At 44.3% G+C, this 12,547-nt stretch carries 12 protein-coding genes; 8 read left to right on the top strand and 4 right to left on the bottom strand.

Annotated features, from left to right (window positions below):
- Positions 1 to 21 precede the first annotated feature (21 nt).
- Entirely contained in the window at positions 22 to 657 is a 636-nt protein-coding gene (locus tag SEDOR53_RS0104200; protein ID WP_026768592.1) for a hypothetical protein, read from the bottom strand.
- Positions 658 to 759: 102 nt separating this feature from the next.
- The gene (ybeY, locus tag SEDOR53_RS0104195; RefSeq protein ID WP_026768591.1) at positions 760 to 1,179 is read right to left on the bottom strand and encodes an rRNA maturation RNase YbeY; all 420 of its coding nucleotides are present in this window, start codon (positions 1,177 to 1,179) and stop codon (positions 760 to 762) included.
- Between the two features lie 138 nt (positions 1,180 to 1,317).
- On the opposite strand from ybeY, the gene SEDOR53_RS0104190 reads away from it, so the two are divergent.
- The 3 genes from SEDOR53_RS0104190 to SEDOR53_RS0104180 all read left to right on the top strand — a co-directional run bounded on the left by SEDOR53_RS0104190 (position 1,318) and on the right by SEDOR53_RS0104180 (position 4,579).
- Positions 1,318 to 1,545, top strand: a complete 228-nt coding sequence (locus SEDOR53_RS0104190) for a FeoA family protein (protein WP_026768590.1) — start codon at positions 1,318 to 1,320, stop codon at positions 1,543 to 1,545.
- Positions 1,546 to 1,561: 16 nt separating this feature from the next.
- The gene (gene nadD / locus SEDOR53_RS0104185; protein WP_026768589.1) at positions 1,562 to 2,131 is read left to right on the top strand and encodes a nicotinate (nicotinamide) nucleotide adenylyltransferase; all 570 of its coding nucleotides are present in this window, start codon (positions 1,562 to 1,564) and stop codon (positions 2,129 to 2,131) included.
- An 84-nt stretch (positions 2,132 to 2,215) separates the two neighbouring features.
- The gene (locus SEDOR53_RS0104180) at positions 2,216 to 4,579 is read left to right on the top strand and encodes an alpha/beta fold hydrolase (protein ID WP_026768588.1); all 2,364 of its coding nucleotides are present in this window, start codon (positions 2,216 to 2,218) and stop codon (positions 4,577 to 4,579) included.
- A 53-nt stretch (positions 4,580 to 4,632) separates the two neighbouring features.
- Here the strand turns inward: SEDOR53_RS0104180 and SEDOR53_RS0104175 are convergent, their stop codons facing one another.
- Both SEDOR53_RS0104175 and SEDOR53_RS0104170 read right to left on the bottom strand, forming a co-directional pair.
- Positions 4,633 to 5,139, bottom strand: a complete 507-nt coding sequence (locus SEDOR53_RS0104175) for a DUF2480 family protein (protein WP_026768587.1) — start codon at positions 5,137 to 5,139, stop codon at positions 4,633 to 4,635.
- Positions 5,140 to 5,258: 119 nt separating this feature from the next.
- Positions 5,259 to 7,346 (bottom strand): peptidylprolyl isomerase, encoded by a 2,088-nt coding sequence (locus SEDOR53_RS0104170; RefSeq protein WP_026768586.1) that lies wholly within the window; start codon positions 7,344 to 7,346, stop codon positions 5,259 to 5,261.
- A gap of 522 nt (positions 7,347 to 7,868) precedes the next feature.
- Between SEDOR53_RS0104170 and nadA the strand changes: the two genes are divergently transcribed.
- The 5 genes from nadA to SEDOR53_RS0104145 all read left to right on the top strand — a co-directional run bounded on the left by nadA (position 7,869) and on the right by SEDOR53_RS0104145 (position 12,544).
- Complete coding sequence (gene nadA, locus SEDOR53_RS0104165) at positions 7,869 to 8,876, top strand: quinolinate synthase NadA (protein ID WP_198018786.1); 1,008 nt, start codon at positions 7,869 to 7,871, stop codon at positions 8,874 to 8,876.
- Between the two features lie 199 nt (positions 8,877 to 9,075).
- Positions 9,076 to 10,086, top strand: a complete 1,011-nt coding sequence (gene recA / locus SEDOR53_RS0104160) for a recombinase RecA (RefSeq protein WP_026768584.1) — start codon at positions 9,076 to 9,078, stop codon at positions 10,084 to 10,086.
- A 151-nt stretch (positions 10,087 to 10,237) separates the two neighbouring features.
- Entirely contained in the window at positions 10,238 to 11,209 is a 972-nt protein-coding gene (locus SEDOR53_RS0104155) for a 1-acyl-sn-glycerol-3-phosphate acyltransferase (protein ID WP_198018785.1), read from the top strand.
- Positions 11,184 to 11,648, top strand: a complete 465-nt coding sequence (locus SEDOR53_RS0104150; RefSeq protein ID WP_026768582.1) for a methylglyoxal synthase — start codon at positions 11,184 to 11,186, stop codon at positions 11,646 to 11,648. The genes SEDOR53_RS0104155 and SEDOR53_RS0104150 overlap by 26 nt, the downstream gene beginning before the upstream one ends.
- 44 nt (positions 11,649 to 11,692) lie before the next feature.
- A complete protein-coding gene (locus SEDOR53_RS0104145; protein WP_026768581.1) occupies positions 11,693 to 12,544 on the top strand; it encodes a neutral zinc metallopeptidase in 852 nt (283 codons plus the stop codon).
- The last annotated feature ends 3 nt before the right edge of the window (positions 12,545 to 12,547 follow it).

Below are 12,547 nucleotides of genomic sequence, written 5' to 3'. Positions count from 1 at the left end.
ATTGTAAAGTTATAACATTACCTATTGAAGCGCGTCCTTGCCGAACTTCTTCAGGATTTCTCTTTCCAGCAAAATATCCGACACGCTCATGCCATTGTTCAGCTTAGAGAATTCTTCTGCGTTCAGGTCGCGCATTTTTTCCAGCCAATCAATGTTCTGTTTGATGAACACCTCAGATCTGGGGTTGGTTTCTATGCCAGCAGCTTCTATGCTTTCGATCTTGGCCAGCATTTTACCACAAAGAGAGAAGCCGGTCTTTTGGTGCAGGTCCTGAAAATAAGTCCGGGCAGCCAGCAGATCGCCTTTACCACTGCGGGCCATTCCAGATGACTCGTCAATCCTTTCTACCCGCATATTGATGAAATTCCAGCACAGGAAAAGGTCTTCTTCATTGGAATAGTCGAAATAAGTAGCTGGCACAATATGATCGAACTGCCAGGCTTTGCCAAAGTTCTCCCAGTTCAGTCCTTCGCTGAACTGCAACTCAAACCATTCTCTTAATTGGATGGCACTCAAGCCGAAGTACCGGGCATAGGCTTCGCTGGGTTTACCTTCCAATACATACCTGCGGTATCCCAATTGCCATTTTCTTTTCTCCCTGAATTTCAGCAGGGATTCCGTTACCTCCGTTTGGGGTGTCCATTTCTTTCTTGCCATACTGCAAAGCTAAGCATGTTCCTTCCTGAAACTGGGATTCGTGGAACATTTAACGATTTGCGTGTTTCGGGGAGAAACTGGGATTCGTGGAACCTATTATCTCTACTTTTTGAATAGTTTAAGGTACAGATCCTCCTTTTCCCGCATTATTTTGCTTTGGGTCCCCGTCTTATCCTTGTATCCGCAGAGGTGGAGGGCTCCATGGAAGATTACCCGGAGCAATTCTTCCTGGTATGTACTACCCTGTGTCTTGGCGTTGTCTTTTACCCTGTCTATGCTAATATAGACTTCCGCTTCGATGGGGGCGCGGGGGGCAGACAGGCCAAATGTGATGATATCGGTATAGTAGTCGTGCTGCAGGAAGTCCCGGTTGATTTGTAAGAGATACTCGTCCGAACAAAATACATAATTGATAAGGGAAAGCTTCTTCCCCTCTCTTTTGAAGATGCCTCCTATAAAAGGTTTCAGTTCTGTTCTTCCCTTTAATGTAAGGGTCCTGTCAGCCGAGTGAAATGATACCATGGTTTTTCTTTTCCTGCAAGAATGGATAACGTGAAAAGGTCATTTATATTGTCTCTCTAATTCAGGCGAATACTCCAAAATTCGTAACCTAATCATCGTTTAGCCACCTACCTTTACCTTGTACATTCATCTTTGGTTATGATAAGACTGTCAGAGCTGGAAACAGGACAGAAAGCGGTAATCCATTCTTTTGAGAAAGACGATATTTTTATCAAGCTCATGGAAATGGGATGTGTTCCCGGAGAGCTGGTAACGGTAGAACAGGTAGCGCCCTTGGGAGACCCCATCTCCATATCGGTTGCCGGTTACCACCTCAGCCTGCGGCTGAACGAGGCCAACAGTATCTTTGTAGACCTTCAGATATAAGTCAGATATAAGATAGATGAAAATAGGTCTCTACTTTGGTTCTTTTAATCCCATTCACATCGGGCACCTGATCATTGCCAGTCATGTTGCGAATCATGGCGGGGTTGACCAGGTATGGTTTGTGGTATCCCCCCAGAATCCATTGAAGCCTTCGGCCCTATTGTTGAATGAACACCAGCGCTTACACCTGGTACACCTATCCATCGACGATGATCCCAGGTTGCGGGTGTCGGATGTAGAGTTTCGCTTGCCACGTCCCTCCTATACTATTGACACCCTTACTTATCTCCAGGAAAAATATCCGCAGCATCAGTTTTCCATTGTGATGGGAAGCGACAGTTTCTCCAACCTGCAGCATTGGAAAAATTATGAACTGCTGATCAAGCACTATTCCTTCATTATTTATAAAAGACCCAGGTTCGATGTAACCCCACCGCAGGATGCCCGGGTAACGATCCTGGATGCTCCATTGCTCGAGCTGTCTGCTACAGTCATTCGCAACAATATCAAATCCGGCAAATCCATCCATTACCTTGTTCACGATAAAGTGCGTGAAGAAATTGAAAGGAATCATTATTACCGGTAAATACCGATCCGCTCATCAAAATCTCTAGTTGGTTGTTTTTCCCTTCGCCACATTGTGATAGATTTATCCGATAAAACTGTACAAATGAAAATACGGCTACTGTCTATTTGCTTGTCTTTTGCATGCTTTGTACATGCACAACAAAACCTGACTGTTGAAAAAATCATGCAGGATCCCAAATGGATCGGCACTTCTCCTTCCAATGTATTCTGGAGTACCGATAGTAAGAAAGTCTATTTTGACTGGAATCCTGATAAAAACATATCTGATTCTACTTATTCGTATTTAATTGGATCACAATCAATAACAAAAGTTTCATTCCTCGAATCACAAATGCTGGGCTCCCGCAACAACGGGGTTTATAATACTTCCCGCACACTTTTACTCTATACCCATCATGGCGATATTTTTTTGCAGGATCTCAAATCCGGAAACATCACCCGCATTACACAAACAGAAGAAACCGAAAGCAATCCCAGCTTCCTACAAAAAGACGAATGGGTGGTTTATATACGCAATCAAAACCTTTATGCATGGAGCATCAAATCCGGTGTTACCAGGCAACTGACCAACTTTGTTAAATCAACTGAAAATGCACCGGCACATCCATCTTCTGACAAGAATCATCAGGAACCCTGGCTGCAACAGCAGCAGCTCGAATTAATGCAGGTACTCAAAGAACGCAAACACAAAAAAGAACAACGCGATGCTTTCACTGCATTAAATAAAGAGGTTGACACACTAAAAGATATAGTTATAGGAGAAAAGCGATTGCAAAATATACAGATCAGTCCGGATGGCCGTTATGTTACGTATCGCTTGTATCAGCCTCCTGCAAATTCAAAAAATACTATCGTTCCGGAATATGTTACCGAAAGCGGTTTCACAGCAACGCTCCCCGGAAGAACAAAAGTAGGCGCGCCTATGGGCAAGTATGAATTTTTTGTTTTCGACAAATCCAGGGACTCTGTTTACCAGGTGCTCACCGATTCCATACCCGGCATCACAGATCTGCCTGATTATGTAAAAGATTATCCTTCAAAATACGCAAACAAAAAACCTGTTCCACGCGCTGTGTTTGTGAACGGACCCTACTGGAATGAAGCAGGGACTTATGCAATTGTTGATATCCGTTCTCAGGACAATAAAGATCGCTGGTTGATGCAACTCGATGCCGCAACCGGAAAATTGAAACTGATCGACCGCCAACGTGATGAAGCGTGGATTGGCGGGCCCGGCATTGGATACGGCGCCACACTTGGATGGATCAACGATGCGTTGTTTTATTTCCAGAGTGAAGTAACAGGATATTCACATCTCTATACTTACAACACTGTTACGCAAACAAAAAAAGCGCTCACTTCCGGCAAGTATGAAGTGCAGGGTCTTGTGTTCAGCAAAAACAAAGATTTCTTTTATCTGCTCACCAATGAAGAGCATCCCGGAAAACAAAACTGGTACCGCATTAAAACCGATGGATCTAAAAAAGAAAAGATCACATCCATGACAGGCGGTTATGACGTGACTCTTTCGCCAGATGAAAAGTGGATCGCTTATCGTTACTCTTATATCAACAAACCATGGGAATTATACGTACAAGAAAATGCGCCGGGCAAACAACCTCAACAGGTTACATTCAAGTCGATGAGTGAAACATTCAAAGCTTATCCCTGGAAAGAGCCCCGTATCATTACTATTCCCGCAAGCGACGGTGAACAGGTGTACGCCAGGATTTACGAACCCACCGGTGACAAAAAAAATAATGCCGCTGTTATTTTTGTACATGGCGCAGGTTATTTACAAAACGTACATTATTGGTGGAGCCAGTATTTCCGCGAATACATGTTCAACAACCTGCTCGCCGATAAAGGATACACTGTACTCGATATCGACTATCGCGCCAGCAGCGGATACGGAAGAAACTGGCGCACCGGTATCTATCGTTTCATGGGCGGTAAAGATCTCGACGATCATGTAGATGCAGCAAAATTCCTGGTGAATCAAAAAGGCATTGATCCGGGAAGAATTGGTATCTATGGTGGTAGCTATGGAGGCTTCATGACGCTGATGGCGTTGTTTACCAAGCCCGATGTGTTCAAGGCCGGCGCCGCATTAAGACCCGTGACCGACTGGGCACATTATAATCATGGATATACTTCCAATATATTGAATGAACCTTTTACCGATAGTATCGCTTACGCCCGTTCATCACCCATCAATTTTGCAAGCGGTTTGAAAAATCATTTGCTCATTTGTCATGGAATGGTAGACGTGAACGTTCATTTCCAGGATGCCGTTCGTCTCACGCAACGCCTCATTGAACTCGGTAAAGACAATTGGGAATTAGCGCCCTATCCCATGGAAGACCATGGTTTTGTAGAACCCAGCAGCTGGACAGATGAGTACAAACGAATCCTCAAATTGTTTGACAACACACTGCTCAAATAAGCCATAAAAGAAAAGCGACCGTGAAATTTCCGGTCGCTTTTCTTTTATGCAAATCATTTCTTTTTATAAATGGGTACCGTACTACACGGCTCACCATACATGATACTTTTTACAAAAGGCCTTAGTTTGTTTGTAATGGTGAGGTATGCACTTTCTGGAATGGGCAACTCGCCACAACCTTTGATCACCACCCGCTTATCTGTATATTCTTCTCCCGGTATCGTTTCCAGGCTCCTGAGCAAAAGGGTTTCGATCGTTTGTTTTTCATTTCCAAAAACAACCGCTTTTGCCACCGGCTGCAAATAACTTGCTACCAGCATATATGCCCACATAGGGATCACAGCATCTGCCGAACAGGTCACTGCAACATTTACCCCCACGTAGCTGCTCCAATCCATAGCCTGCAGCGCTGCACGGAAATCTTTTTCTTTCAATATCAATCCCATAAAAAGATGGTCCTTCAGGTCAAAGACCTTTATTTCCTCTTTGGGATAATATATTTCAAGGTCCATGCTGATCAGGCCGCTCTCTGCAACTTTGTTCACAATCTGGTCCGACATAAAACTTCTGTTTACAACACAAAATTACCATTATCCCCCAACATTCATTTTCGCTATGCGAAATGAAAAGGCCCGGCAAATGATTACCGGGCCTCTATCTTAAAATACTTATGATCTGATTAATAGAACTTGGAACGGTTGTCTTTAATAGACGCCGCTTTTCTCAATGCCTCCAGGCTACGATAGGCGGCCATTCTTGCACCCTGCAACAGATTCTGCCTGATAGCAGCAGGATCCATCACACCAGCCCTTGCTCCACTATTCACTACCTGTACAGCAAATACACCAGTCCCACCTGCGATCGGCTCACTTGCTTTACCATTCAATGATTTATTGAATGCAGCGCCAACGATCTTTTGTTCGTTTCCAATATTCGGAATGAACGGTGCGTTGAAGCCAATGCTGTCTGCCTTCATTACGGTTGTTCCTGCACTGCTGGCATACGATTCCAGGCTATTGCCCTTAAATTTAGTACTGATGATCTGCGCTGCTTTCTTTTCATTGCGCACCAGTCCTTCAGCAAAAGCCCTTGCTTCCGTTGGCGACATCAGTCCCGCTTTGTTAACTGCAGTTACGATCGCAACCACATAACGGTCGCCTATTTCTGTAGGATCAGACACATCACCAACACCATGTTCATAGATCCAGCGAACCAGTTGCCTGCTTTGTCCCACCCCCGGTACAGCAAAATCATTCTGTTTGATATCATTTCCCGGCAGTATAGAAAGACCTGATTTCAGTGCATTTTCATTGAATTGCTTTCCGTTCTTGCTGCTCGCTGCAAACTGCGCTGCGTGTGTGTTGGCGTTACTTACCGTTTCATTGCTCGCAACAATAGCTTTTGACAGGTAGGCAATTTTGTAAACAGGATTCATTCCTTTCTGACCCAGTATTTCTATATAATGGTATCCATAATCTGTTTTTACCACGCCTTTGCTTCCTACGGGATGATCGAATACATAATCATTGAATGGAACAACCATTTGACCCTGCGGGAAATATTCATATACGCCGCCTTTCTCTTTGCTTCCCGGATCATCGGAATATTTTTGTACCAGGGCGTTGAAATCAGCTCCTCCTTTTACAGCGGTTTCAATACTGTCAACCAGTTTCTTTGCAACAGAATCTTCCCTGATCACCTGGCCCGCGCGGGGATCTGCGGTGGCAATAAGTATGTGGCGAACTTTCACACTGTCGGGCCACTGTTTGATCCCCACCATTTTAGCCAGTGTATAATTCTGTGCATCGATATACGGACCATACACGGTTCCTACCGGTATCTTAGTTAAAGAATCTTTATTGGGCTGCTGCATTTTCGCCTTGCTGAAATAGGAATTGTAAAACGGAATTTCACTTCCTACCCTGCTGATATATGCACCGGCATCTTCAGCATGTTCAAAATCATTCTTTAATGCTGTTATTTGTCCCAATACTGCTGCTGAATCAGCCGAGCTCGGCGCGGCGCTGAAACTAACATAACTGATAGACCTGCTTTCTTCATCCTTTGTAAATTGCTTGCTGTGCTTTTTCTCATAAGCCATCATATCATCGTCTGAAACCTTTGCCAGGCTATCGGACACAGAAGCATAGGGTACATATACATAAGAGATGTTGGAAATTGCATTATTGTCTGCCTCCTGTTTTTCTACCAACCATTTTGGTATGTATACAGCTTGTTGAACCAGGGCCTGGTATTTATTCCTCAACGCGCTTTCGATTGTGGGATCGATATATCCGTTCTGGATCATCGCCAGTTGCTCTTTGTTCTTGCTTTTCTTTATTTGTGCAAAAGCCCTGCGTGCATCATCGGCATTGAATACACCGGTTTTAGGATCGGTGAATTCCTGGCGAAGCGGTGAATTTTCACCAAAGAGAATATCGCTCAGTTCTTTAGGCCCAACCTGGAGTCCCAGTTTATCGAATTCCTGGTTCAACACCAGTCTTTCCACTTCCTGGTTCCATACAGCAGTAACCAGCTGTTCTCTGCCCATGCCTTGTTGTGCAGCATAACGTTCCTGCATATTCACTTTCTCTTCAAACTCGGTACGGGTAATCTTTTCACCGTTCACTTTACCGATTGTATTGCTGGAAAAAGCGCGGCTTCCGCGTCCCACACCATCTTGTAATATAAAGGCGATCAAAGCCAGGGCGATGATGGCAAACACGATCCAGGCTCCTTTGTCACGAATTCTTTGAATGACAGACATAATAATGTAATTAGAATGAGTTTTTAGTCCAGCTTTTCGCGGGAGGCAAAAATAGGGGTAAACCTACATTAGAACAAATTGTGGAAAACAGGTTCAATAACCGGCAGGTAAAGGGTTTTAACAATTAACACCGGCTTGTGAACAACCCCCATTTCAGGTGGAAAACCCCGGTTTTTGACCTTTTAACTGTGGAAAGCGCTCGAATAAATTTCACTCGTTGGTATGCTACTGGCACTTTACCAGTCCGGCGCGACTCCTTTATCCATGTTGATCAACAGTGCATGAAAAGTGGATCATTAAAAATGGGGATTGTGGAATAGACTATCCCCAACTGTTCAAAACACAATTATTTACAGTCGTTACAAAGATTTCATCTGTTAATATAATTGTTGATAAGGGTGGATACGGGTGGGCTGATTAACTTTGCATGGTGGGGATAAGTAAGTTATCCCGATATACACACCCCTAATAATAGTAGGTGATTTATATAAATAGGTATTATTAAATACTATTACGATGATTATGAACATTCAAGAAGCGGAAAAAAATATTGAGCAGAAAGGATTCCTCGACCTGGAGGTAGATGTGAAGCTGGATCTTTTTGCAGAAATTGAAAGGCTTAAAAAAGAAAAGAACGCGATCTTGCTGGCGCATTATTACCAGGAGCCAGATATACAGGATGTGGCTGACTATATTGGAGATAGCCTGGGGCTTGCCCAGAAAGCCCGGCAGACCGATGCTGATATCATTGTTTTCGCCGGGGTTCATTTCATGGCGGAAACTGCTAAAATCCTTAACTCTTCGAAAAAAGTACTCCTGCCCGATCTCAAGGCCGGCTGTTCCCTGGCCGATAGCGCGCCTGCTGCTCCTTTCACGGCTTTTAAAGAGAAGCACCCCAATCATATCGTTATTTCCTACATCAACTGTACTGCGGAGATCAAAGCTTTGTCAGATATTATCTGTACTTCGGGTAATGCAGAGAAGATCATTGAAAGTGTTCCTAAGGATCAGCCAATCATTTTTGCGCCCGACAGGAACCTGGGTGCTTATCTGAGTAAGAAAACAGGCCGTAATATGGTACTGTGGAATGGCGCCTGCATGGTGCACGAGATATTCAGCCTGGAAAAGATCACCAAACTGAAAATGCGCCACCCGAATGCCAAATTGATTGCGCACCCCGAATGTGAGGAACCGGTGCTGGCTATTGCCGATTATATTGGCAGTACTACCCAATTGCTTAAGTACTCGCAGACCGATACCACGATGGAATATATTGTGGCTACAGAGACCGGTATCCTGCACCAGATGCAGCAGGCCATGCCAGGAAAAACATTTATCCCCGCTCCACCGAATAATAGTTGCGCCTGCAATGATTGTCCGCACATGAAGCTCAACACCCTCGAAAAGCTCTACCTGTGTATGATGTATGAAAAACCCGAAATTCTCATGGATGAGGAATTAAGGCTGGCGGCCAAAAAGCCGATGGACCGCATGATGGAGATCAGTAAAGCAGCAGGATTGATTGGTTGATAAGCATGTGACCCGAATGTTCAAAATCAGGTATTAATACCCTTGAAAAACCTCGGGAGGAACCCCTACTTTAGCTGCGGAAAGGGAGTGTATTTGATAAACTAACCCATTTAGCTAAAAAATACTAAATAAATTAGTTTATTTCAAAAATACCTTTTACCTTTATGTCCCATTAAATTCAAAGTATAAAACCGAAAACATGAGTAACGTAGAAAAACTGAAGGCCCTGAAGCTGACGATTGATAAGATAGACAAGGATTTTGGCAAAGGCAGTGTGATGTTGATGAATGAGCGGAGCCAGGAGCCGATGGAAGTGATTTCTACGGGCTCGATAGGGCTGGATACGGCCCTGGGTGTAGGAGGATTGCCCAAGGGAAGGATCGTGGAAATATACGGCCCTGAATCGTCTGGTAAGACAACTGTTGCGATACATGTAATTGCCGAAGCGCAAAAAAAAGGCGGTATGTGCGCGATCATTGACGCGGAGCATGCTTTTGATAGTTCTTACGCCCAGAAACTGGGTGTAGATGTGGATAACCTGCTGATCTCTCAACCGGATTATGGAGAACAGGCTCTTGAAATTGCCGACCGCCTTATTCTTTCAGGCGCATTGGATGTAGTAGTGATAGATTCTGTAGCGGCATTGGTACCGAAAGGAGAACTGGAGGGTGAAATGGGCGACAGTAAAATGGGTCTGCAGGCCAGGTTGATGAGCCAGGCATTGCGTAAGCTCACTGCTACGATCAACAAAACCAATACGGTTTGTATTTTCATCAACCAGTTGCGCGAGAAGATCGGGGTGATGTTTGGAAACCCGGAAACCACCACCGGTGGTAATGCATTGAAATTCTATGCATCCGTTCGCCTGGACATACGCCGCATGACACAGATCAAAGACGGAGACGAAGCCATTGGTAACCGCGTGAAGGTAAAAGTGGTAAAAAATAAAGTGGCGCCCCCTTTCCGTGCCGCAGAATTCGATATCATTTTCGGTGAAGGTATCAGCAAACTGGGAGAGATCATCGATATGGGTGTTGAACTGGGCATCGTACAGAAAAGCGGAAGCTGGTTCAGCTATGATAACAATAAACTGGGACAGGGCAGGGATGCAGTAAAGAAACTGTTGCAGGATAATCCCGAACTGGCCAATGAAGTGGAAGCTAAAATACGGGCCAAGGTATCGGAAGTAAAAGCCGCCGCAGAAGTATAAAAGATTATCGAGATACTTGTTTTTTTGATGGGTTAGTAAGTATGGAAAGTCACGAATAGCGCGTGGCTTTTCGCTTTTTATATAACTGCCTGCTGTGAACATGATCAAGATTATCAGGTAATGCTTTACTTTGGGAAAACCCTTTGACATCTTGTTGTACGCGTTGCTGAAAATATTTGTCAGGCTGGGATTGCCACTATTCTGTAAACAAATACAAATACGGAATAAAGAAGCCTTAGCGAGCAAGGGTCCCTTGTTGATCACAGCCAACCATCCCAACGCATTCCTCGACGCCATCATCATAGCGGCATATTGCAAACACCGGGTGCATTTCCTGGCAAGAGGTGATTTTTTTTCAAAACCCTGGCAATATAAATTACTCCGGCTGCTGAACATGATGCCGGTGTTCAAGCAGGATGAAAGAAAAGAAAAAAAGGAACTGAACAACCACTCATTTGAACAGGCAGAAACAATACTCTCGCAAAACGGAACACTACTGGTTTTTATAGAAGGCATTTGTGTGAACAAACACGAACTGCAACCCTTTAAAAAAACTGCCGCGAGGATTGCCCTCAGCTGCCAGAAAAAAATGATACCCCTTTCTGTTCTTCCTGTTGTAATTACTTACGATTCTTTGAACGGACCAGGAAAGACTGTTTGCCTTGAGGCTGGTACGACCCTGCCGGCAACAGCGCTCTTACCCTTCTCAAATAATGATCAAAAAAATATCCAATATTTTAACCAGGAGATTTTCAATCATATCAGTGGGGCTTTGCAGAAGAGAGCGCGGCCAATTTCAAAAGAACTTAATCCAGGAGCCAAACTGATTTCTATCATTGCCTGTTTGCTGTACATTTTGCCTTATGGAATAATTCAAAAAATAGTACGCAACAAGACCAGGAATACTATTTTTTATGACGCTGTTCTTTTTACAACCATGTTATTGTTATACCCGGTTTATTTATTGTTAATCACCTGGCTGTTTCATTTTTTGCATTTACCGTTTACGTGGATAGTGTTGATGATTTTATTACACCTGCTTGCCGGCTGGTATGCGGTACAATGCTTACCTTACCCTTTTAAAAACAGACCCGAAAATGGAAAATATAAAGAAACTAGGTAAGGATAAACGCATCGCAATGATTGCGCACGATTATAAAAAGAAAGACCTGATCGATTGGGCGGTTTTCAATAAAACCGTTCTTTCATCACATAGCCTGGTTGCTACGGGAACAACAGGAAAAATGCTGGAAAAATCATTGGGAAGACCCGTTACTCAATTGTTGAGTGGTCCGCTTGGTGGTGACCAACAAATTGGCGCAATGATTGCGAACGGAGAAGTAGACATGGTGATATTTTTCTGGGATCCGATGGAAGCGCAGCCGCACGACAGCGATGTGAAAGCCTTGTTACGTCTTTGTGTTGCATGGAACCTCCCCATGGCCTGTGACAGGGCCACGGCAGATTTCCTGATCACATCTCCATTCATGCACGAACCGTATGATGCACTGCTTCCTGATTATACGGGATATCTCAAGCGCCCCATCAAAGAAGAAAAATAATTTCTAGCGGGCTTTGTATATATTTAATCGTAAAATCATTTTTTATGCGTTGGGAAGGCGACCAGGAAAGCGATAATGTAGAAGACCGCCGTGGCATCAGTGGCGGAACCATTGCCGCAGGTGGTGGTATTGGCGCCATCATCATCGGCATCATCTACGTATTGTTGGGCGGAAACCCATCCGATGTGCTGCAACAAACGCAGTCGTTCCAGCAACAGCAACAAACAACCACCGCAAACCGGAGCCCTGAAGAAGAACACCTTGCTTCTTTCAGCAAAGTGGTACTGAGGTATACGGAAGATGTATGGGATTCACTGTACCACGCATCCGGAAAAAATTATCGTAAGCCTACTTTGGTTTTATTTACAGAGTCAACACAATCGGGTTGTGGATTTGCGAGTGCCATCACCGGCCCCTTCTATTGTCCGGCGGATGAAAAATTATACCTCGACCTTTCTTTTTTCAATGAGCTGCAGCAACGGTTCAAAGTGGAGGGTGAATTTGCCATGGCCTATGTGATTGCACATGAAGTAGGCCATCATATCCAAAAACTAATGGGCATATCTGACAAGATGGAACAACTGCGGTCCAGGATGAGTGAAACGGAATACAATAAAATGTCTGTGAAGCTGGAACTGCAAGCCGATTTCCTCGCGGGCATGTGGGCACATTATACCCAGCAGATGAAAAAGAACCTGGATGACGCAGATATTGAATCGGCGCTCAATGCTGCCAATGCGATTGGTGACGACAGGCTGCAGCAACAAGCACAGGGACGTGTGGTGCCGGATGCTTTTACGCATGGCACATCGAAGCAAAGAATGTACTGGTTTAAAAAAGGATACGATACCGGTGATCTTAACCAGGGCGATACTTTTAATGCGCCCGACCTCTGAATA

Origin of the sequence: Asinibacterium sp. OR53 (genome assembly GCF_000515315.1) — a bacterium.
Lineage (GTDB): Bacteria > Bacteroidota > Bacteroidia > Chitinophagales > Chitinophagaceae > Sediminibacterium.
This window is presented reverse-complemented; position numbering and strand designations above follow the sequence as displayed.

Coding starts and splice junctions, on each gene's coding strand:
- SEDOR53_RS0104190 (WP_026768590.1), top strand. CDS start 1,318: ATGATAAGACTGTCAGAGCTGGAAACAGGACAGAAAGCGGTAATCCAT.
- SEDOR53_RS0104170 (WP_026768586.1), bottom strand. CDS start 7,346: ATGTCTGTCATTCAAAGAATTCGTGACAAAGGAGCCTGGATCGTGTTT.
- nadD (WP_026768589.1), top strand. CDS start 1,562: ATGAAAATAGGTCTCTACTTTGGTTCTTTTAATCCCATTCACATCGGG.
- SEDOR53_RS0104200 (WP_026768592.1), bottom strand. CDS start 657: ATGGCAAGAAAGAAATGGACACCCCAAACGGAGGTAACGGAATCCCTG.
- SEDOR53_RS0104180 (WP_026768588.1), top strand. CDS start 2,216: ATGAAAATACGGCTACTGTCTATTTGCTTGTCTTTTGCATGCTTTGTA.
- recA (WP_026768584.1), top strand. CDS start 9,076: ATGAGTAACGTAGAAAAACTGAAGGCCCTGAAGCTGACGATTGATAAG.
- SEDOR53_RS0104175 (WP_026768587.1), bottom strand. CDS start 5,139: ATGTCGGACCAGATTGTGAACAAAGTTGCAGAGAGCGGCCTGATCAGC.
- ybeY (WP_026768591.1), bottom strand. CDS start 1,179: ATGGTATCATTTCACTCGGCTGACAGGACCCTTACATTAAAGGGAAGA.
- SEDOR53_RS0104145 (WP_026768581.1), top strand. CDS start 11,693: ATGCGTTGGGAAGGCGACCAGGAAAGCGATAATGTAGAAGACCGCCGT.
- nadA (WP_198018786.1), top strand. CDS start 7,869: ATGAACATTCAAGAAGCGGAAAAAAATATTGAGCAGAAAGGATTCCTC.
- SEDOR53_RS0104150 (WP_026768582.1), top strand. CDS start 11,184: ATGGAAAATATAAAGAAACTAGGTAAGGATAAACGCATCGCAATGATT.